At 63.5% G+C, this 18,950-nt stretch carries 17 protein-coding genes; 7 read left to right on the forward strand and 10 right to left on the reverse strand.

Annotated elements, in window-relative coordinates; all coding sequences use genetic code 11:
• The first annotated feature begins 24 nt into the window (after positions 1-24).
• A complete protein-coding gene (locus DDE76_RS11220; protein WP_104891775.1) occupies positions 25-888 on the forward strand; it encodes a phosphotransferase family protein in 864 nt (287 codons plus the stop codon).
• On the opposite strand, the gene DDE76_RS11225 is transcribed toward DDE76_RS11220, so the two are convergent.
• From DDE76_RS11225 to DDE76_RS11235, 3 genes are read right to left on the reverse strand one after another with little or no spacing between them, the layout of a single operon-like run.
• Positions 885-1,106 carry a hypothetical protein gene (locus tag DDE76_RS11225; protein ID WP_104891776.1) on the reverse strand — a complete coding sequence of 74 codons (222 nt, stop codon included), beginning with the start codon at positions 1,104-1,106 and terminating at the stop codon, positions 885-887. The two genes, DDE76_RS11220 and DDE76_RS11225, sit on opposite strands and share 4 nt — an antisense overlap.
• A 10-nt stretch (positions 1,107-1,116) precedes the next feature.
• A complete protein-coding gene (locus DDE76_RS11230) occupies positions 1,117-1,962 on the reverse strand; it encodes a S49 family peptidase (RefSeq protein WP_104891777.1) in 846 nt (281 codons plus the stop codon).
• Positions 1,963-2,009: 47 nt separating this feature from the next.
• A complete protein-coding gene (locus tag DDE76_RS11235; protein ID WP_198650896.1) occupies positions 2,010-2,735 on the reverse strand; it encodes a tRNA1(Val) (adenine(37)-N6)-methyltransferase in 726 nt (241 codons plus the stop codon).
• Between the two features lie 148 nt (positions 2,736-2,883).
• Between DDE76_RS11235 and DDE76_RS11240 the strand changes: the two genes are divergently transcribed.
• The gene (locus tag DDE76_RS11240) at positions 2,884-3,903 is read left to right on the forward strand and encodes a polyprenyl synthetase family protein (RefSeq protein ID WP_104894727.1); all 1,020 of its coding nucleotides are present in this window, start codon (positions 2,884-2,886) and stop codon (positions 3,901-3,903) included.
• Between the two features lie 2 nt (positions 3,904-3,905).
• On the opposite strand, the gene DDE76_RS11245 is transcribed toward DDE76_RS11240, so the two are convergent.
• From DDE76_RS11245 to DDE76_RS11260, 4 genes are all read right to left on the reverse strand, one after another.
• The gene (locus DDE76_RS11245) at positions 3,906-6,242 is read right to left on the reverse strand and encodes a S8 family peptidase (protein ID WP_157955763.1); all 2,337 of its coding nucleotides are present in this window, start codon (positions 6,240-6,242) and stop codon (positions 3,906-3,908) included.
• Positions 6,243-6,391: 149 nt separating this feature from the next.
• On the reverse strand, positions 6,392-7,273 hold the full coding sequence (locus DDE76_RS11250; protein WP_104891779.1) for a 4-(cytidine 5'-diphospho)-2-C-methyl-D-erythritol kinase: 882 nt from the start codon (positions 7,271-7,273) through the stop codon (positions 6,392-6,394).
• Between the two features lie 7 nt (positions 7,274-7,280).
• Positions 7,281-9,014: a tetratricopeptide repeat protein gene (locus DDE76_RS11255; protein ID WP_157955764.1), complete on the reverse strand. Its 1,734-nt coding sequence runs from the start codon at positions 9,012-9,014 to the stop codon at positions 7,281-7,283.
• 97 nt (positions 9,015-9,111) lie between these two features.
• Positions 9,112-10,764 (reverse strand): electron transfer flavoprotein-ubiquinone oxidoreductase, encoded by a 1,653-nt coding sequence (locus DDE76_RS11260; protein ID WP_104891781.1) that lies wholly within the window; start codon positions 10,762-10,764, stop codon positions 9,112-9,114.
• 68 nt (positions 10,765-10,832) lie between these two features.
• Here DDE76_RS11260 and DDE76_RS11265 point away from each other — a divergent pair, with 68 nt between their 5' ends.
• From DDE76_RS11265 to moaB, 3 genes are all read left to right on the forward strand, one after another.
• Positions 10,833-11,645, forward strand: coding sequence for a uracil-DNA glycosylase (locus DDE76_RS11265; RefSeq protein WP_104891782.1), 813 nt, complete (start codon positions 10,833-10,835; stop codon positions 11,643-11,645).
• Between the two features lie 90 nt (positions 11,646-11,735).
• The gene (locus DDE76_RS11270; protein ID WP_104891783.1) at positions 11,736-13,061 is read left to right on the forward strand and encodes an MFS transporter; all 1,326 of its coding nucleotides are present in this window, start codon (positions 11,736-11,738) and stop codon (positions 13,059-13,061) included.
• Complete coding sequence (gene moaB / locus DDE76_RS11275; RefSeq protein WP_245891887.1) at positions 13,039-13,575, forward strand: molybdenum cofactor biosynthesis protein B; 537 nt, start codon at positions 13,039-13,041, stop codon at positions 13,573-13,575. The genes DDE76_RS11270 and moaB overlap by 23 nt, the downstream gene beginning before the upstream one ends.
• Positions 13,576-13,582: 7 nt before the next feature.
• Here the strand turns inward: moaB and DDE76_RS11280 are convergent, their stop codons facing one another.
• Complete coding sequence (locus DDE76_RS11280) at positions 13,583-14,743, reverse strand: GGDEF domain-containing protein (protein ID WP_104891785.1); 1,161 nt, start codon at positions 14,741-14,743, stop codon at positions 13,583-13,585.
• 113 nt (positions 14,744-14,856) lie between these two features.
• Positions 14,857-16,344, reverse strand: a complete 1,488-nt coding sequence (locus DDE76_RS11285; protein ID WP_104891786.1) for an MDR family MFS transporter — start codon at positions 16,342-16,344, stop codon at positions 14,857-14,859.
• Between the two features lie 370 nt (positions 16,345-16,714).
• On the opposite strand from DDE76_RS11285, the gene DDE76_RS11290 reads away from it, so the two are divergent.
• Complete coding sequence (locus tag DDE76_RS11290) at positions 16,715-17,863, forward strand: PA0069 family radical SAM protein (RefSeq protein ID WP_104891787.1); 1,149 nt, start codon at positions 16,715-16,717, stop codon at positions 17,861-17,863.
• Positions 17,864-17,873: 10 nt separating this feature from the next.
• On the opposite strand, the gene DDE76_RS11295 is transcribed toward DDE76_RS11290, so the two are convergent.
• Complete coding sequence (locus DDE76_RS11295) at positions 17,874-18,452, reverse strand: hypothetical protein (protein ID WP_104891788.1); 579 nt, start codon at positions 18,450-18,452, stop codon at positions 17,874-17,876.
• Between the two features lie 132 nt (positions 18,453-18,584).
• Between DDE76_RS11295 and DDE76_RS11300 the strand changes: the two genes are divergently transcribed.
• Complete coding sequence (locus DDE76_RS11300; RefSeq protein ID WP_104894728.1) at positions 18,585-18,950, forward strand: DUF4180 domain-containing protein; 366 nt, start codon at positions 18,585-18,587, stop codon at positions 18,948-18,950.

Genomic DNA, 18,950 nt, shown 5'->3' on the forward strand with positions numbered 1-18,950 from the left:
TGGCGGTCTCCCGCAGATGCAACCATGAGCGCCACGGACCTCGACCTTCTTGCCTATCTCGGCCATCCGAAAGCCATCCTGCTTGGAGCCGGTGGCGAAGCCCGAGTCTATGCGCTGGATGATGCGCGTGTTGTTCGCATTTTGCGGGCCGGGGCAGCGCTGGCAGACGCTGAACAAAGGGCCAGCCTGATGGCTGAGATCCAGACTGGTGCCCGGCATTTGACGTTTCAAGTTCCGTCGGTGGACAGTGTGCAGGCATGGAATGGGCGCGTTTTCAGCGTTGAACCCAGATTATCGGGGCAGCCGGTCTCGCAGCGCCTGGGGAGCGTGTCCGGCACCGAGCGAACCGACTTACTTCTCAACTATCTCAACGTGGTCGGCCAGATCAGGACAATATCAATCGACCGCCCCAGCTACGGCCCACTGCTCGGCGGCGCGGAGCTGCACAAGCGTGAGTGGAGAAGCTTTCTTCGCGCCAGGCTGGAACGGAGCCTTGCAAGCTGTCCCACTGACCTGCGCCCCGCCGTGGCGGCGATGCGGGATATCGACCTGCCGGTGCCGTCCCAAGCCGCGCTTGTGCATATGGACTATTTTCCGGGAAATGTGCTCTCGCAAGGCAGCTCGGTCACTGCTGTACTCGACTTTGGACCATCGACCATATTCGGCGATCCGCGCATGGATGCCTGGAGCGCCGTCGCCTATCTAGATACCGAAATATCGCCAGACGCAACTGAGGCCGACCGCAAACTGGCCATGGGCTGGCTTGCGAAACACAATCTCACACCCCATTACCCAGACGCCAAGCGTTGGCTGGCGGCTTATTGGTCCTTTGCGGCAGACGATCAAGCGTTGATGAGCTGGTGCAGGCGAATTCTGGCCAAGCGCTAGTCGCGATCCCCGTCCTTTGGCCGGTAGGTTCCGTCCTCGTCGCGCTTGAGGTCGATGACGCCGGGCTTGGCGCGTTCGGCGCGGTCGCGCTCGCGGGCGATGCGTTTGGCTTCTTCGGCGTCGTGATTGAACTTGTTGGTCCAATCCTTCCAGATGCGGCGAATGCCGAAATAGATCAGCAGGCCGAGGCCGACAAAGAGCAGTATGCGCAGGAGCATGCTTTAAGACCTAGAGACCGATCCGCGCCCACCAGGCGCGATCCTCGAAAGACGTGGTGACGTCCTCTACCATGCCCTGAGCGGAAAATCCCAGCCGAGGCAAAGCGAAGAAGGGACGTTTGGGCGCGATGGGCTTGAGCACCACTTCGGGGCCAAAGCGCTGCCGCAGAACGGTGTGCAAATCGCCGACGGCATCGACAAGGCCCAATTCCACGCCTCGCAGGCCGGTCCACCATTCGCCGGTGAACAGGGTATCGTCATCGGCATTGAGCCGACCGCGGCGCCCGGCCTTTACGTGGTCGATAAAGACCTGATGGATATCAAGTTCGAAGCGCTTGATGCGCTCCACGTCCTCGGCCTTTTCGGGCAGGAAGGGGTCGAGCGTGGACTTGTTCCGGCCTGCCGTGTGCACGCGGCGCTCGATGCCGAGCTTGCCGATGGCGTCGACAAAGCCGAAGGTCGCCATGATGACGCCGATGGAGCCGACAATCGAGGACGGATCGACAAAGATTTCGTCTCCGGCCACGGCGATGAAGTAACCGCCAGAGGCGGCCGCGTCCTCAACAAACACCAGCACGGGCTTGTTGTGCTCATTGGCCAGATCGCGAATGCGCTTTGAAATCAGCCGGCTCTGCACCGGCGAACCGCCGGGCGAATTGATGACAATGGCGACGGCGGGCGCCGATTTGATGGTAAAAGCCTTGGCCAGCAGCGGTTCGACCGCGGCGATATTGAGCCGGCCGGGGCGCTGTTCGGCGGCGATCACGCCCTGCAGGCGCACAACCGGAATGACGGGCGGGCGATGGATCAGTCGGCTCAGCCAATTGCGCTTGGTGCCCGCGGGCGTCTCGGTCATGTGTGCTCCCCTGGATGTTCAGCTCATTTAGGCAGGCCCTGGCACCATTACCAGTCCAGCACCGCCGTGCCGCGCAAAATGGAGTCGAATTCGGGGGCAAAGTCATTGCCCTGGTCGCCGTGCAGGGGGCGCGTAGCCAACAGTCTCAAGGGCGCCCGCGACCCCTTGTTGCCGCGTACGAGGACGCGGGACGCCGGTGCCCCCGGCCGCGGACAAAGCGGCAATATCACAATGCCGCCAAAACGGCGGTCAAAGGCCGCCAGCAGGGACGCCAGACCTTCGGCGGGATAGATGAGTATTGCCGTGCCGCCGGCGCTGGCCGCCGTCGCGGCGCATTTCACCCAGGTTTCGAGGCCATCGGTGTCCATGTGACGCGCATCGGCGCGCGCATTGTCCGGCGCATGCGTGCCCTGACCTGCGCCGAAATAAGGCGGGTTGGCGATCACCACATCATAGGCATTGTCCTTCAGACCAGCGGCGCGCCGGTCCGCGCCCTTGGCCAGAATATCGAGGGCCAGCACCTCGGCCCGTCCAGCAAGGCCGTTCTGGGCGGCATTGTCCCGCGCCAGCGCCAGCGCCGCTTCGTCCCGCTCGACCAGACAGGCCTTTTCAGCGAGCCTCATGGCCAGCGCGCTTAGCCCGGCCGTCCCCACGCCCGCGCCCAGATCGAGCACGTTGCGCGTGCCCGCAGGCACAGCGGCGCCGAGCAGGACACTGTCCAGTCCGGCGCGAAAACCGGTTCGGGGCTGCGACAGAGTGAGCCGCCCGCCCAAAAAGGCATCGCGCGTTATGGTTTGATGTTTTACAAACTGGGCAGGCTGGTCTAGGGACATCGCAACCGGAAGGCTGGTTTTGCCCGAACCATACATGGCTGGGCATGGCGGTCTCAACCCGAATTGCCCTTCAGGCATCAAGGACTTTATGGCGGTGTCAGTTCTGCCCAAGATCAATCAGGCGCCAGAGATGAACCCGGTGGAGCGGCTGATGGCCGCCACCGCGGATGACATGGCGCGCGTCAATGCCCTTATTCTGGAGCGCGCCGAAAGCCATGTCGATATGGTGCCCGAGCTGGCGCGCTACCTGATCGAAAGCGGCGGCAAGCGCCTGCGGCCCATGCTGACGGTCGCCGCCGCAATCCTGTTCGGCAAAGGCAATGGCAGCGCCATCAATTTTGCCGCCGCTGTCGAGTTCATGCACAATGCCACGCTGCTGCATGACGATGTGGTGGACGAAAGCGATATGCGCCGTGGCAAGCCGGCGGCCCGCATGGTCTGGGGCAACAAGGCCTCGATCCTGGTTGGTGACTTCCTGCTCGGCCAAGCCTTTATGATGATGGTGGAAACCCGTGATGTCGATGCACTCGGGGTGCTGTCCGCCGCCTCCGCCGTGATGGCGGAAGGTGAAGTCTTCCAGCTCGCCAAGACTGGCGATCTCGATACCAGTGCCGCCGATTATGCCGAGGTGATCCGCGCCAAGACCGCCGTGCTGTTCGAGGCTGCCTGCGAGGTCGGTGCCATGTCGGGCGGAGCCGACGAGGCCGGCCGCAAGGCGCTGGCGCTTTATGGGCTGGAGCTGGGCAATGCCTTCCAGCTTGTCGATGACGCGCTCGATTATGGCGGGCAGTCTGGCACGCTGGGCAAGAATGTCGGCGACGATCTGCGCGAAGGCAAGATGACCCTGCCAGTGATCCTGGCGCTGCAGGCCGCCAGTGAAAGCGAGCGCGCGCTGATCGCTTCGGCCTTGGGCAATGCGGACGCCACAGACCTCGAAGTGCACCAGGTGGTCGCCATCTTCAACCGCTACGAGACGCTGAAAAGGACTCTGGAAAAGGCGCAGGACCATGCTCGGGCCGCTATTGCTGCGCTCGATCAACTGCCCGACAGCGAGATGAAATCCATTCTCGCCGATGTAGTGGTGCACAGCGTCAGCCGCGCGAGCTAACCCTAGAAGCCCTGCCGGTAGCCGAGCATCAGCCCGGAGCCGCTCTGGCCAGCGACGTGGCCTGCGCTGATGGCATGTTTGAGGCCAAGGCTGAACGAGGCCTGGTTGGGCATTCGGGCCTGATAGGACAGTCCAAGATCGATTTCCCGGCCAGATGATGCCAGCTCGGCGCTCGCGGTCTGGTTGATGATGCTGCCATCGGCCATGCGGGCAACCGGGCGGGTCATTTCGACGGTGCCGGTTTCGATGCGCAGCGGCTGGGAGACGGACAGGGTCAGGCGGTCACCTGCCGCCAGAGCGTCCGCGAAACTGGCGCCGATCTCCATGCCGGAAAAGGTCAGGCCCGAAAAATCCGTAACCAGGCCGCTGCCGCCGCCCTGGCGCGCCACCGCGCCATATTCGAGGCGGCCGAACAGTGACAGGCCCGGCGACACCGGCTGTTCCAGTCCCAGGCTCAGCGCGCCGATAGCGCTGCCGGACCCGAAATCGAAGGCCGTGCCGCCATCGAGTCCCATCACCGCTCCCTGTTCCCCAGCCAGGGTCGCGCCGAAGCGAACCTGCCCGCTGCCGAACGGCAGGGACAGTGTCATGCCACCTCCCGCCAATGCGCCATTGTCCACCGCGCCATGTTCGGCGGCAAAGCCATAGGTGGTGAGTTCACCCGTCGCTCCAACCGGGGCAATCGAGGCGACCAGGAGGCTTTCGCCTGCCATGGAGAGCACCGATGCCTCGCCACCCGCCCCGGCATAGCCGGTCACCGTGCCGGCCAGGTCACCGGTATGGATGAAGTTGAGCCCGTCATGCCCCTGGTCGATGCTGGCCTGCCCAGGCAGCCGCGGCAGCACGGTGGCAGTTGCAGTCTGCACGGCGCTGGCCGAAGAGACGGAATAAGCGCGATTGAGCGCGTCGAACACCGCCAATTGCTGCGGTTCGAGCGCGCGGCTGAGAGAATCGCCAAAGCTGGCCGGCGCGACGATGGTGCTTTGAGACAGGCTGTGGCGTTCCGCACTGGCAACGCTGGCGCCGCTCAACACCGAGACCGAACCAATGGGGCTCAGGGCCGCCCGAATGTCCATCACGCCGTGCCCCCATTCGGTCGAATAGGCATGAGTAACGCCATTGCCATAGTCGATCGTGCCGGCAAGCGGGACACCCTGGGCGGCGAACCAGGAATTGTCCGCGCTGGCCAACAGGCGCTGCGCCCATTCGGACGGCGTCATGTCGGGGAAGGCCTCGGCCAGCAGGGCCACGGCTCCGGCCACCTGGGGCGCAACGAAGGATGTGCCGAACCCACTACGATAGTCGGTGTCGCTGCCGTTCCAGGCGGCCGTGTTGATGCCATCGCCAGCCAGGCAAAACTTGGCCGCCAGGCCGCAGGCCGCCGAGAGCCGAACCGCGCGGGTAATGTCGCCGCTGCCATTGACCTCGAAATAGCCATTGGCCGCCGCAATCCAGGCTTCGGCCAGGCGTGGTTCGAAATGGGGCAAGGCGGCCATGACATCGCCAGAGGTCAGGCTGTTATTGTTCGACAATGCCCAGACGATGACACCCGTATTCTGGAAGCTGTCCAGCGCATTGAGATAGGCCTGCCAATTGCCAGAGCCGTAGCCCAGGGTGGCGTTCAGTCCCTGGGCCGTCGTGGCACCGGGATTGTTGCTGAGATAGGTCTGCAGGTTCAGCGAAGACACCTCAAAGCCCCAGGAATTGTTCTGGGCAGCCGCGTTCAGCCCTGCCGCCGCCAGGGTACCCGTGGTTACATTGGCAATGTCGAAGCCCGCACCGGTTGGCGCGAATGAAGTGAGGTGCAGATCGGCCCCGGGCGCCACGCCATGCATGCCGGCGCCATCTTTCACCCCTGCGGCGAGCGAAGCGACAAAGGTACCGTGTCCCTCATCGGGCAGCGCGCCGGTGCTGTTGATGGTCTTGCCGGCAAATTCCTGATGGGACAGCCGGAAGCCGTCATCGACGATGGCGATGGTTTCACGTGCACCGGTCAGCCCGGCCGAATGGGCCCAGTTCACGCCATGGAGCACAAAGGCGGCCGACTGCGTGCCGGTTGGCGTGACGCCACACCCAACCGTGGCGCAGCTTGCATCGCTGGCGCGAAATTCGGCCGAGGCGGCAAATGCGGCGGCCTGCGCGGCATTGAAGGTGACGCTGCGGGTGCCCCAGGTGGCACTGGGTGCGGGGGTGAAGACATAGCTCGGCACCGAGCTCGATGCGCTGCTACCGCCAGATCCGCCGCTCGAAGATGACGACGCACCGCCGCCTGAGCAGGCCGCCACCGCGATGGTCAGGCCGATGGCCGCAACGGGCTTGAAAAGGGTCGAAAAAGGCACGCTCTCGGAATCCGCAACGATGGGAACATCGCCGGCTGCCGCCGGCGCGTTCTCGAATAAATGCGCCCCCAAGATTTAGTAGCAGAAGCCGCGAAGGCCCAAAACCGGCGACCGGCACTTATGCAATCACATTTGCTGAATGTTCAGCTTCAAGCAGCCGGGACGGAAATGGCGGCTGCCGCTGCCCAATAGTCCGGATATTGCCGCCGAATGTGATTGGCCGCCTCATGCGCCTGCCCTTCCGAGCCGAACAGGCCGAAGACGGTGGCGCCGGAGCCGGACATGCGCGAGAGCATGCAACCGGGAGTCTCGGCCACTTCCTCGATGAGCAGACCGATCTCGGGCACCAGCTTGACCGCTGGCGGCTGCAGGTCATTGCGCGTCTCGTTGAGCCAGAGGCCGAGCTGCGCCGGCCGGGTCAGGGGCTCGGGCAGTGCCGGCAGGGGATAGTTGTCATGGGCACGCAGCCGGCGGAACACGTCGGCAGTTGCCACGGCTACGCCCGGATTGACCAGGGTCACATGGAGCTGCGGGAAATCGGGCAATGGCGAGAGGATTTCCCCCACGCCGCGCGCCACCAGCGGCCGCGAGAGCAGGCAAGCGGGCACATCCGCGCCCAAGGTCGCTGCCAGATCGGCCAGATCGGCAACCGGCACCGGCTCAGCGGCCAGACCTGCCATGATGCGCAAAGCGGCAGCCGCATCGGCCGAACCGCCCCCGATCCCGGCAGCGACAGGCAGGTTCTTGGTCAGATGCAGATTGAGACCCGGTGGCGAAAGCTCTGGCCAACGGGCACGAAAGGCCGCGATGGCCTTAAGCACCAGATTGTTTGGCCCGGCGCCAAGACCGCGCGAAAATGGACCGGATATGGTCAGGCTGTCCTCGTCCGCCGGGAGCGCTGCGAGCTCATCGAAAATATCGGCGAACACGATCAGGCTTTCGAGATCGTGGTAGCCGTCTTCGCGCCGACGTGTGACATGCAGCGCCAGATTGATCTTGGCTGGCGCCGTCTGAACAATAGCCTCGACCATGGGCGGACTATTGGGTTTCGGCGGCGGGCGTCAGCCCCTCGGCAAGCTTGGGTCCAACCCGTTCGGCCACATTGCCCGTCTCGTCGACCGAGCGGGCGATGTTCCACTGAAAGCGCGCTTCGAGCTTGCGCCCGACTTTCCAATAGGCATCGCCCAGATGATCGTTGATCTCAGGATCATTGGGCAGCAGCATGACCGCGCGTTCCAGCGTTTCCACGGCCTCTTCCATGCGGTCGAGCTTGTAGAAGGCCCAGCCGAGCGAATCGATGATGTAGCCATCCTGCGGCTGGGCGGCGACGGCCTTCTCGATCATTTCGAGCGCCCGCACCAGATGCATGTCCTGATCGATCCAGCTATAGCCCAGATAGTTGAGGACCTGGGGCTGATCCGGATTGAGCTCGAGGGCCTTGAGGAAGTCGGCTTCGGCCCTGGGCCATTCCTTGGCGCGCTCATAGGCAATGCCGCGGACATAATAGAAGCGCCAATCGGCCGGAGATTCGCCGCCGGTTATCTCCAGCGCCTTGGTATAGGCCTCGGCGGCAGCCAGGTAGTCCTCGTCATAGCGCAGCAGATCGCCCAGCACGGACACTGCGTCGAGATCGTCGGGGCGCGTGGCGACGATATTGTTGAGACGGCGAATGGCTTCGGCACGGTCGCCGGTGGTATCCAGATTCTGGGCCACGCGCACGACAGCCATCGGCTTCATGGCCGAATTTGCCGGAATGGCATCATAAATCTGGTTGGCGGCCTGATGCTGCCCGGCAATGTCGAGCAATTGCCCCAGCGCCAGCGAGATGACATCGGCACCGGGATCGAGATAGACGCCAAGGCGCAGGAAGACCAGCGCCAGATCGGAGCTGCCATCGCGCGACAGGGCCACGCCAATGCCGTGGAACATTTCAGCGGCGCCGATCTGCACATTGGCGGCAAACACGCCCGGACGACGACCGGCTTCGATCGATTCGCGGACGATTTCGATAATTGGGTGGGTCAGACCTTCGCTCTCGAAAGCGTCAAGCACGTCACTGGCCTCGTCGAAGCGTCCGGCATTGGCCAGCATGCGGGCATAGACCTCGGCCATGCGCGCCACATAGGGCTCTGCCTCGAAGGCGCGTGCGGCCAGCTCCAGAGCAAGTTCAGTATCGCCTGCGGCCTCGGCCATCAGCGCGCGATGGAACACCAGGAACTCGTCGAGCCCGTTGGCGCCGAGCTGCTCCATCAAGGCCTGCGCGTCATCGCCGCGGTTGTCACCGACCATGGCCCAGGCACGCAGAATGCCGGCCGTAATGCCGCTAAAGCTGTCCTGCGAAATCTGGCTGAGCTGCCGCACGGCGGAATCGTAGCGCCTTTCCTTGAGCGCCTCGGAGGCCACCACCAGCTCGGCCAGCTCATTGGCCGGATCGAGTTCGAGCATGCGCCGCGCCGTGGAGGCGGCCTTGCCGATCTGCCCATCGGTGGCGAGCGCCACAAAGGCCCGTTCGACCAGAATGGGATTGTCCCAATCGGCCTGGGCAGCATCGGAGAAATAGCGCGCGGCCTCGTCCGTCCGCAGATCCTTGAGCGCCTGCTGCCCGGCCATATAGGAGCCAGTGACGCTGGGCCGGAACAGTTTGAGCATGTCCTGCGCGGCCTGACGCAAGCCCGCAGATGCCTCGCTCTGGGCCGCCAGGGGTGTCGCCATCAGGGCAAGCATGGCAGCCATTGCGAGGCGCCATACCGGTCGATTGGAAAGCAGGGTCACGTGCTCAAATTCTCCCTATGCCATTGCTGGCTGCGTTTGGGCGCAAAGATTGTCCGTTTTGCGACTGCGCCGCAAGGGCAGCGCCCGCTTCGCATGGTCACATTCCGCTGTAGTTGGGCCCACTGCCGCCCTCGGGGGGCACCCAGGTGATGTTGCGGGCCGGATCCTTGATGTCGCAGGTCTTGCAATGCACGCAATTGGCCGGGTGAATACGGAAGACCGGCGCGCCGTGTTCCTCGGCCATTTCATAAACGCCCGCAGGGCAATAGAGCGGCGCCGGCTCACCATAGCGCGGCAGATTTTCGCTGACCGGTACGGACGGATCAGCCAGCTTGAGGTGTACCGGCTGATCCTCGTCATGGGCGAGATTGGCCAGAAATACCGAGGACGACCGATCAAAGGTCGCCTTGCCGTCAGGACGGGCATATTGGCGCGGTGTGACCTCGTCCAAAGTCTTCAGCTTGGCCGAATCAGGCGTGTTCCAGCGCAGCGTGCCGAAGGGGGAAAAGCGCAGCACGGTCTGGCACCACATGTCGAAGCCGCCCAGAAACGCGCCAAGCAGCGTGCCGAACCGGCCCCAGAGCGGCTTGAGATTGCGCACGCCGGTCAGTTCTTTTTCGATACCGGTCGAGAGGATGTGGTGCCCAAGATCGGCAATCCGGTCATGCTGGCGCCCGGCAGCGATGGCATCGCCGACCGCGTCAGCAGCCCCGATGCCGGACAGAATGGCATTGTGGATGGCTTTGAGGCGCGGGGCATTCATGAACCCGGCCGCACAGCCGATCAGCCCGCCCCCCTCGAAGGCCAGATCGGGGATGGCCTGCAATCCACCAGCGGTCAGCGAACGGGCGCCATAGCTGATGCGGGTCGCCCCTTCGAGCAGGCGGGCGATGGAGGGATGGGTCTTGAAGCGCTGGAATTCGTCAAAGGGCGAGAGCGTGGGGTCGGCATAGTCAAGATGCACGACCAGCCCGAGATAGAGCCTGTTGTCCTGGGCGTGATAGGCAAAGCCGCCCCCGCCAGTCGCGTTATCGAGCGGGAATCCCAGATAGTGGTCGACCCGCCCCGCCTGATGCCGCTCTGCTGGAATTTCCCAGACTTCCTTGATGCCAAGGCCAAATTTTTGCGGGCTGGCATTCTGGTCGAGTGCGAAATCGCCGATGATCTGCTTGGCCAAGGAGCCGCGCGCGCCTTCGGCGATCAGGGTATATTTCGCTTCAAGCGCAATACCCTCTGCGTGTCCGGGCTTGGGATTGCCGTCTGCATCCAGGCCAAGATCGCCGGTGATGATGCCGCGCACCGGGCCATCGCCACTTCGCAGCACATCGACCGCCGCGGTCATGGGGAAAATATCGACGCCCAGTTCAGCCGCCTGTTCACCCAGCCAGCGCACCAGATCGCCCAGGCTGACGATAATACCATCCCTGGTCCGCATCTGCGGCGGTACCAGCACGTGGGGAAAGGCGAAATCCGCCGACCGGGTGAGGAAGTGATAGGTGTCCCTGGATACATCGGGACCGACCGGCGCGCCCTTGAGGCGCCAGTCAGGGATCAGGGCATCAAGGCCCACCGGGTCCATCACCGCGCCCGAAAGGATATGTCCACCGATTTCGGCGGCCTTTTCCACGACAGTGACGGCAAGCTCGGGATAACGCTGCTTGAGCCGAATGGCCGCGGCCAGACCGGACGGACCGGCGCCGACGATCAGCACATCTGTCGGAAGCGTTTCGCGATTGCCGGCTTCTGCCATTGGAAATGCACCTTTGGGGCTTGGAGGGCGACTGGTTCCCTTGGACGGGGTGTGACATAACGGGCCCAATGTCTCAAGATCGACCGCTCAACAATGCCGAACTGCTCTCGGTGCTCGACTGGTATCGGGCCGCCGGGGTGGATTTGGCCGTGCTTGACGAACCGGTCGACCGCTTTGCCCAGAAGCCGCCAATGCCAGCGGCGATGCCGCCGCGCGCGGCACCGGCCGGTGCGGCACCGGCAGCGCCCCCACCCCTTTCCGGCCCGGTTGGCGGCGATCCGAGCGAAGCCCGTCAATTGGCGGCGTCGGCCCAATCGCTTGATGCCCTGCGCGCTGCGCTTGAACGCTATGATGGCTGCGGGCTGAAATTCCGTGCCACGCAACTGGTGTTTGCCGATGGCAATCCGGACGCCAAAATCATGCTGATCGGCGAAGCCCCCGGGGCTGAAGAGGACCGGCAGGGCAAACCCTTTGTCGGCCGGTCGGGTCAATTGCTCGACCGCATGCTCGGTGCCATCGGGCTGGACCGCACATCGGTCTATATCGTCAACACGGTGCCCTGGCGTCCGCCCGGCAATCGCACGCCGACGCCCGAGGAAATGGAATTGTGCCTGCCCTTCCTAAACCGGCAGGTGGAACTGGTCGCGCCCAGCCTGGTGATGACGCTGGGTGGCCCCGCCATGCAGACCGTGTTCAAGACCACCAGCGGCATCATAAAGATGCGTGGCAGATGGCAGGACGTGACCATTGGCACCCATACTGTGCCGGCCCTGCCCACGCTGCACCCGGCCTATCTGCTGCGCAATCCGCCGGCCAAGCAACAGGCCTGGCGGGACCTGCTGAGCTTCCGGCAGCGTGTGGACGAACTCGGGCTCGCCTGATCCGGATTTCGGGACTATCCAGCGCAACTGAACGCGCTATGGTCGCGTTCGTGTGATTTGCAACGCTCTACCTGAAGGCCGAACTGCGTCATGGCTTCCGTCGTCAAGATTTATGCCCTGTTCCTGGGGTCAGCCCTGCTCATGTTCGGTGGCGGCCTGCAGGGGCTGCTGCTGTCGGTCCGTGGCGCCGAAGAGAATTTCTCGCTATTGGCGCTGGGCCTGATCGGCACGGGCTGGTCGATCGGTTTCGTGGCCGGGTCCCTGGCCGTGCCGCTGGTGGTTCGCAAGGTGGGGCATATCCGCGCCTTCTCGGTGATGGCGGCCATCGGCACGGTCACGATCCTGCTCAACCTGCTGTGGATCAACGACATTAGCTGGATCGTGCTGCGCGCGCTTTCCGGCTTCTGCTTTGCCGGCGCGGCGATGATCGTGGAAAGCTGGCTCAACGAAGTGGCCGACAACCGCAGCCGCGGCACGATCTTTTCGATCTATGTGACGATCAACATGGCCGCGTCGACCCTGGGGCAGATTGCCATGTCGGTCACTGGCACCGCGGGCTATATACCCTTTGTCATCGGCGCGATCAGCTTCATCTGCGCGGTGCTGCCCACGGCCCTCACGTCGAGCCCGCAACCCAAGCCGCTGCAGTCGGCCCGGCTCGATCTCAAACTGCTCTACCGGACCTCGCCGGTTGCCGCCATTGCGGCCTTTTCTTGCGGCATGGCCAATGGCGCCTTCGGCACGCTGGCGCCGGTCTATGGCTATGAGCAGGGGCTGGATGCAGGCGGAATCGCCTTGCTGTTCGCCGTGGCGGCTATTCTGGGTGCGGTGGCGCAGGTGCCGTTCGGGCGCCTGTCCGACCGCGTCGACCGCCGCCTGGTGCTGATTGGCCTATCTGGTTTTGCGGCCGTGGTGGGCGCGCTGACGGTGCTGATCAATCCCGGCGCCGGCTGGGGCATGTATGTGCTGTTTGCCGCCTATGGCTTTGCCGCCAACCCCATCTATGCGGTCGCGGTTGCCCATGCCAACGACTTTGCCCGCGATGGGGACTTTGCCAAGATCGCCGGGGGCATGCTGCTCATTCTGGGGGTGGGCCTCGCCATCGGCCCTGCGGTTGCCTCGCTGATCATGGGTGCCTGGCACCCGGTCGGCCTGTTCCTCGTCACGGCCACGTTCCACGGGGCATTGGCGGGCGCCGCCTATCTGCGGATGCGGGTGCGCAAGAGTGTGGACGCCGCCGAGCGCGCGCCGTTCCAGGCGATGAGCGACAAGCAGGTGACACCCGAGACCTTTGTTCTGGACCCGCGGGCTGATAGTGAAGCCGACGAGTTCGTGGCCGGCGGGGAAGATCCGGTGCCCGAGGAACTGATCGAGACGCTGGAGGATGATGGCGATGTTCAAAACGGAAAAGTTTGAGGACCGGGCCTTCAAGCCACTTTCCATCGCCGTCATTGCCGTCTCCGACACGCGCACGCTGGAGACCGATACCGGCGGCGCGCTGCTCAAATCCCTGCTTGAGGCCGATGGGCATCACTGCTTCGAACGGCAGGTGGTGCGTGACGAGATCCAGCTCGTGCGCGCCGCCGTGCAGGCCTATGTCGCCACCCCCCGGGTCGATGTGATCCTGACCACCGGCGGCACCGGCTTTTCCGGGCGCGACATCACACCGGAAGCTGTCGAACCGCTGTTCGACAAGCGCATGGAAGGCTTCTCGGTGCTGTTCCACCAATATTCAGCGACCACCGTGGGTACATCTTCGCTGCAATCGCGAGCCACGGCCGGGCTGATCGGCACGACGTTCGTCTTCTGCCTGCCCGGTTCGCGCGGCGCCTGCCGCGACGCCTGGGAAGGCATCCTCACCCACCAGCTCGACTACCGGCACAAGCCGTGCAATTTCGTCGAACTGATGCCCCGGCTCGACGAGCGCTGATGTCTGCTCACGCAGCGCTGCGGCTGATTGGTTGCAGCCTGTCATTGCGGGCGAACATCACCTGGTTCCGGCCCGCTTCCTTGGCGGCATAGAGCGCCGCATCGGCACGGTTGAAAGCCGGGCGCCAGGTCTCCTCATCGAGACCGGCTTCGGACACGCCCAGGCAAACGGTGACCTGCCGGTCGATGCCTGCCGGCCGCCAGTCATGGCCGGCGCAGGTCACGCGGATCGCGTGGGCCAGCGCGCCGCCTTCGCTCAAGGATGCCTGCGGAACGACCACCACGAATTCCTCGCCACCAAAGCGGGCAATGATCGCCTTGTCCGGCAGGGTCGAGCGCAGGATATCGGCCAACCCGACCAGCACCAGGTCACCGGCATCATGGCCGTAACGGTCATTGATCTGCTTGAAGTGGTCGATATCCACGGTCAGCAAGGCCCCGCGCTGGCGCTTCTCGATCAGTGATTTGGTTGCAGCGTCAAAGCCGCGCCGGTTGAGCAGCCCGCTCAGCGGGTCCCGGTCCGCCGCTTCGCGATATTTCGCCATGGCATCGAGCGAATAGGTGGCCAGGGCCGACAGGCCGAACCAGATGCCGAACACACTGCCCGTCAATTGCATGAGATAGGCATATTCGCTGCCAAACAGCTGCGCCACCTCGACCTGCGCCGGAAACACCAGCCCATAGGTGATCGCCGAAAGGAGGTTAACTGCCACGCTCAGCAGAGCACATAGGCCAAGCGTGATATCCACGCTGCTGCGCATGTGCCGCCAGGCGAGCAGGCCGAAAGCGAGCAGTACGCCCACCCCCATATCGATGGCCAGCACACTCAGGGCGAGGCTGTCAAAGACCATGACGGCGATCAGATCCAGCCCGAGAAAGGCGAGCAACACAATGGTCCGTATCACGCGCCGCAGCGATTGGTTGTGACGGGCCAGGATCGCCTCGCCAAACATCGAATACGCCACCAGATAGCAGGCATCCGAAAGAACGGTCTGGATGGCGGGATCGAAGGGCGGCAGGTAGAGCAGCGCGGCCAAGGCGCTCAAGCCATAGGCCAGACCCCAGCGCCAGGCCGAGTCAATGCCGGTCCGCTGCAGCCAGCAGAACACGGCGGCAAAGGAGAGCTGGATCAGCGGCGCCAGGATGGCGAAGTTGTCTTGGGTATCCATCGGACATCCTCCAGCTCCAGCACTAGCCCGCATTGGTAATGAAATGGTTGGCGCCAAGAAAAACTCCCGCCCTTTTGGGGGCGGGAGCTGGAAGTTATTGTTGCAGGGTAGCGTCAGTGACCACCGCCATGGCCCGGTGCTCCGCCCTCGGGCTTGCGGATGAAGAAGGCCGCAAGGATAGCAAAGAGCGAGATGATCGCGCCGACCAGGAACGCGGCACGGATGCCGCCGGCCAGGGCCTCGACCGGCTCCACTCCCTCGGCCGTAAGCGCCGCGGTGCGAATGGTCATCAACGCCACGAACAAGGCAATGCCCGCCGCGCCGGCCAATTGCTGGATCGAGCCCAGCACTGCCGAGGCGTGCGAGTAAAGCTCCATGCGTACCGATCCCATGGACGAAGTGAAGACCGGGGTAAAGATCAGCGCCAGGCCGACACTGAGCACCACATGGCCGGCCAGCAAAGCCCAGGGCGCGGTGTCCTGCCCCACAGTGGTCAGCGCCCAAAGTACGGCCGAGACCAGAACGGCGCCCGGCACGGCCAGCACCCTGGGGCCGACGCGGTCATAAAGCCGGCCGACGACCGGGCCGAGCAGGCCCATGATCAGACCGCCAGGCAACAGCAGCAGGCCGGTTTCGAGCGTGTCGAGCCCGACCACGTTCTGGGTATAGATGGGTAGCAGGATGACGGTGCCGAACAGGGCCATCATGGCCACCAGCATCATCGAGACCGACACGGTATAGTTGCGCGACTGGAACACGCGCAGGTCAAGCAGGGCCTTGTCGTCGCGCTGCAGGCCGAATTGGCGCCAGGCAAACAGCCCCATGGCGATCACGCCGACGGCGATCGGCAGCCAGAGCGGCACCGGCCCCGCCTCGCCAGTATGGGCAAAGCTCTCGCCAAAGCTCGACAGGCCATAGACCAGACCGCCAAAGGCAAAGGCCGACAGGATCACCGACAGCACATCGAGCGGGGCATAGCGGGGGGTCGAGACATTGCGGATGCGCAGCGCGCCCAGCACCAGTGCCGCAATGGCAATGGGCAAGGTGAAATAGAACATGAAGCGCCAGTCGAAATTGGCCAAGATGAACCCGCCAATGGTCGGGCCGATGGCCGGGGCCACCGACATGACGATGGAAATATTGCCCATGGTCTTGCCGCGCGATTCGGGTGGCACAAGGGTCATCACAGTGGTCATCAGCAAAGGCATCATGATGGCGGTGCCGATGGCCTGAATGACGCGCCCGACGATCAGCAGTTCAAGGCCCGGCGCCAGGGCGCAGGCCAATGTGCCAGTCGAAAAGATAGCCATGGCGAGCATGAAGATCGGCCGGGTATTGATCCGCTGCAGCAGGAAGCCGGTGATCGGGATCACCACCGCCATGGTCAAGAGGAAGCCCGTGGTCAGCCATTGGGCCGCGCTGGCGGTAACGCCGAGGTCGCCCATCAGATGCGGAATGGCCACGCTCATGATGGTTTCGTTGAGAAACACGACAAAGGTCGAGACCAGCAGGATGGCGATGACCAGCCTGTTGCGTGCGGCATTGTCGGGATGGTGCGGCGCGATCTCGGCCGTCTCATCCAATGTGGCTTGCAGTGTCATGTGTCGTAACCCTCATCACGAATAGCGTGTCGCCCATGCGACGGCCGGCGCCGTCAGCTTTCGACACGGGAATTGCAAAAATCGCGCGACAGCCAGTGTCAGCAGCATGAATTTCGGGGCCCTGCGTGCCTTCAACGAGACGAGCGCAGCGCACAATTGCGGATGGCCGATAAAGCCGGTTGGGCTCGGTTTCCTACGCCCGGATCGGGCTGCGGTAAAGTCTTGTAATGCATGGGCGCCATGCTGATATCTGTCACGGCAGCCAGCTTTGCCGCATACATGTTCTTGTTCTGTTCTATTCAACCTGATAACTTTCCAATGCGTTGGAGGAGAGACGATTCCCTTCCGCGTCGAGGCAGGAGACAGAACCATGGCCCTTTATCAGGCGCCCTCTTTTGAAGCCCTTGAACGTCTGAGCCGCAGCCGGGACGCCGATCTTGCGCGGCGCGAACTGGAGCGACCCGACAGCATTCGCGGCCGGGGCGCGCAGAGCAATCGCGTGGGCCGGTTTGAAAAGCATCAGCGTGACAGCTTCGATGACGGCTGGGGCAGCGTCGAGGCAATGCCCATGTTCGAAACAATCGAACATATCGAGCGCGCCAAGACCATCATCACCAGCAATGACAGTCCCGATATCGGCTTTGAGCGCTCGATCAATGCCTATCGCGGTTGCGAGCATGGCTGCTCATACTGCTTTGCGCGGCCGACCCATGCCTATCTGGGGCATTCAGCCGGGGTGGACTTCGAGCGCGATATCTATGTGAAGGCCAATGCCGTAGAGGCGCTGCGGGCCGAACTTTCGGCAAAGAACTACCGCGCCAAGCCTATTGCCATGGGCACCAATACCGACCCCTACCAGCCCGCCGAGCGCACCCACAAGCTGACGCGCGGCATTCTCGAAGTGATGCTGGAAACCAGGCATCCGGTGATGATCACCACCAAATCGGCGCTGATCGTACGGGACCTCGATATCCTCACAGAACTGGCCAAATTGGGGCTGGTGAAGGTCGCGATTTCGGTCACCTCGATGGACCACAAGCTGAGCCGCAAAATGGAGCCGCGCGCCTCCTCCCCGGCGCGGCGGCTGGAAGCTATTCGATTGCTTTCGGAGGCCGGCATTCCAACCGCCATCTTCGCCTCGCCGATGATCCCGGCGATCAACGACATGGAGCTCGAACGCATTCTCGACGCAGGCAAGGCCCAGGGCGCGATCAGTGCGCAGATGATCCTTTTGCGCCTGCCCGGCGAAGTGCGGGACGTGTTCCGCGAATGGCTGCTCAGGCATTTCCCGGACCGGGTGCGTCATGTGCTCTCGCTGGTGCGCGACACGCGTGGCGGGCGCGACAATGATCCGCGCTTCGGCAGCCGCATGACCGGCGAGGGCCCCTATGCCACCCTGCTGCGCCAGCGTTTCGAAAAGGCCCGCGAGCGCTACGGGCTCGATGCCAAGCTACCGCCGCTCCGCGCCGACCTGTTCGAGGCCCCGACGGTGGAAAGCCCGCAGATGAGCCTGTTCTAGCCGTCGCGTCTCAATATTGCGCCACCCGGCGCGCATAGGTGGCCATGAAATCGAGCGATGCCAGCACGCCGCGCAGCGAGAGCCAGGTTTCGACCGGATCGTCCAGCCCCATCAGCGGCACCGAGAGGGTCAGGGCGTTGCGATCCTTCATCCTGTCGAGAATGTCGGTGCGCCGGGGGCCGGTGATGAAGAACTGATTGATCGTATTGTGCCGGGTTTCGAGCCCCGAGGCCAAAGTGAGGGCAATGGGCGCTTCACCGCCAAATCGCAGCGCAATGGGACGGTCGGGATCATATTCTCCATCCCCCGGCGACACCGTGATCGCGATATCGAGCTCCCCATTGAGCCGATTGCGGATCAGGGTCAGCTTATAGGCTGGCAGTCCTGCGCCGTTGAGCTCCTGGCTGCCCGTGCTGGCAAAGCAGGAATAGCCGTAATAGTCGGCGGCGTCCTCATTGATGGAATCGGGACAGGCCGCCAGCCAGTCCCGATGATATTCACGCCATTCGCCATAAGGGTGGTGGAAGGGCTCGGCCGAAACGGCACCGGTCAGCAGCAAAAACGCTGCAAGGCCTGTCGCATTGCGCATCAAAGTCTCTCTCGCCTTTGCCCCCCGGCCAGACTCTTGTATCAGCATAAGTGTGATCGGCAAAAGCATGTGGCAGGGCCTTGCAGCAATCACGGGCTCCGATGCCGATCAAGAAACTTGGGATTGCTCATCATGGTCATCGAGAACATCAACGGAGTGACGGTCTATTTCGTTTCGGCCGAAGGGCAGGCCCTGGCAAGTGAGCAAGATGCCCTGGACCTGCTCGGCGAGACCTATGGCACCGAAACCGACATGATCGCGGTTCCCGCCGAGCGGTTTGCGGAAGGGTTCTTCGATCTTTCCACAAGGCAGCTCGGCCACTTCTTTCAGAAACTGCAGAATTACCAGATGCGGCTGGCCGTGCTGGGTGATATTTCCCAGCATATGAACGCGAGCAAGGCCGTGCGCGATTTTGTGGGGGAGACCAATCAGGCCGGCCGCCATCTGTTCGCTGAAGACCGCGAAGCGCTCCAGGCCAGGCTGCGAGGCAAAGCCTGA

It is taken from the genome of Devosia indica (assembly GCF_003056405.1).
In the GTDB taxonomy this organism is placed as follows: Bacteria; Pseudomonadota; Alphaproteobacteria; order Rhizobiales; family Devosiaceae; genus Devosia; species Devosia indica.

What these genes read in the sequence shown, in the direction of transcription:
- DDE76_RS11220 (WP_104891775.1), top strand. Translation starts at nt 25, where the DNA reads ATGAGCGCCACGGACCTCGACCTTCTTGCCTATCTCGGCCATCCGAAA.
- DDE76_RS11225 (WP_104891776.1), bottom strand. Translation starts at nt 1,106, where the DNA reads ATGCTCCTGCGCATACTGCTCTTTGTCGGCCTCGGCCTGCTGATCTAT.
- DDE76_RS11230 (WP_104891777.1), bottom strand. Translation starts at nt 1,962, where the DNA reads ATGACCGAGACGCCCGCGGGCACCAAGCGCAATTGGCTGAGCCGACTG.
- DDE76_RS11240 (WP_104894727.1), top strand. Translation starts at nt 2,884, where the DNA reads ATGGCGGTGTCAGTTCTGCCCAAGATCAATCAGGCGCCAGAGATGAAC.
- DDE76_RS11250 (WP_104891779.1), bottom strand. Translation starts at nt 7,273, where the DNA reads ATGGTCGAGGCTATTGTTCAGACGGCGCCAGCCAAGATCAATCTGGCG.
- DDE76_RS11260 (WP_104891781.1), bottom strand. Translation starts at nt 10,764, where the DNA reads ATGGCAGAAGCCGGCAATCGCGAAACGCTTCCGACAGATGTGCTGATC.
- DDE76_RS11265 (WP_104891782.1), top strand. Translation starts at nt 10,833, where the DNA reads ATGTCTCAAGATCGACCGCTCAACAATGCCGAACTGCTCTCGGTGCTC.
- DDE76_RS11270 (WP_104891783.1), top strand. Translation starts at nt 11,736, where the DNA reads ATGGCTTCCGTCGTCAAGATTTATGCCCTGTTCCTGGGGTCAGCCCTG.
- moaB (WP_245891887.1), top strand. Translation starts at nt 13,039, where the DNA reads ATGTTCAAAACGGAAAAGTTTGAGGACCGGGCCTTCAAGCCACTTTCC.
- DDE76_RS11280 (WP_104891785.1), bottom strand. Translation starts at nt 14,743, where the DNA reads ATGGATACCCAAGACAACTTCGCCATCCTGGCGCCGCTGATCCAGCTC.
- DDE76_RS11285 (WP_104891786.1), bottom strand. Translation starts at nt 16,344, where the DNA reads ATGACACTGCAAGCCACATTGGATGAGACGGCCGAGATCGCGCCGCAC.
- DDE76_RS11290 (WP_104891787.1), top strand. Translation starts at nt 16,715, where the DNA reads ATGGCCCTTTATCAGGCGCCCTCTTTTGAAGCCCTTGAACGTCTGAGC.
- DDE76_RS11295 (WP_104891788.1), bottom strand. Translation starts at nt 18,452, where the DNA reads ATGCGCAATGCGACAGGCCTTGCAGCGTTTTTGCTGCTGACCGGTGCC.
- DDE76_RS11300 (WP_104894728.1), top strand. Translation starts at nt 18,585, where the DNA reads ATGGTCATCGAGAACATCAACGGAGTGACGGTCTATTTCGTTTCGGCC.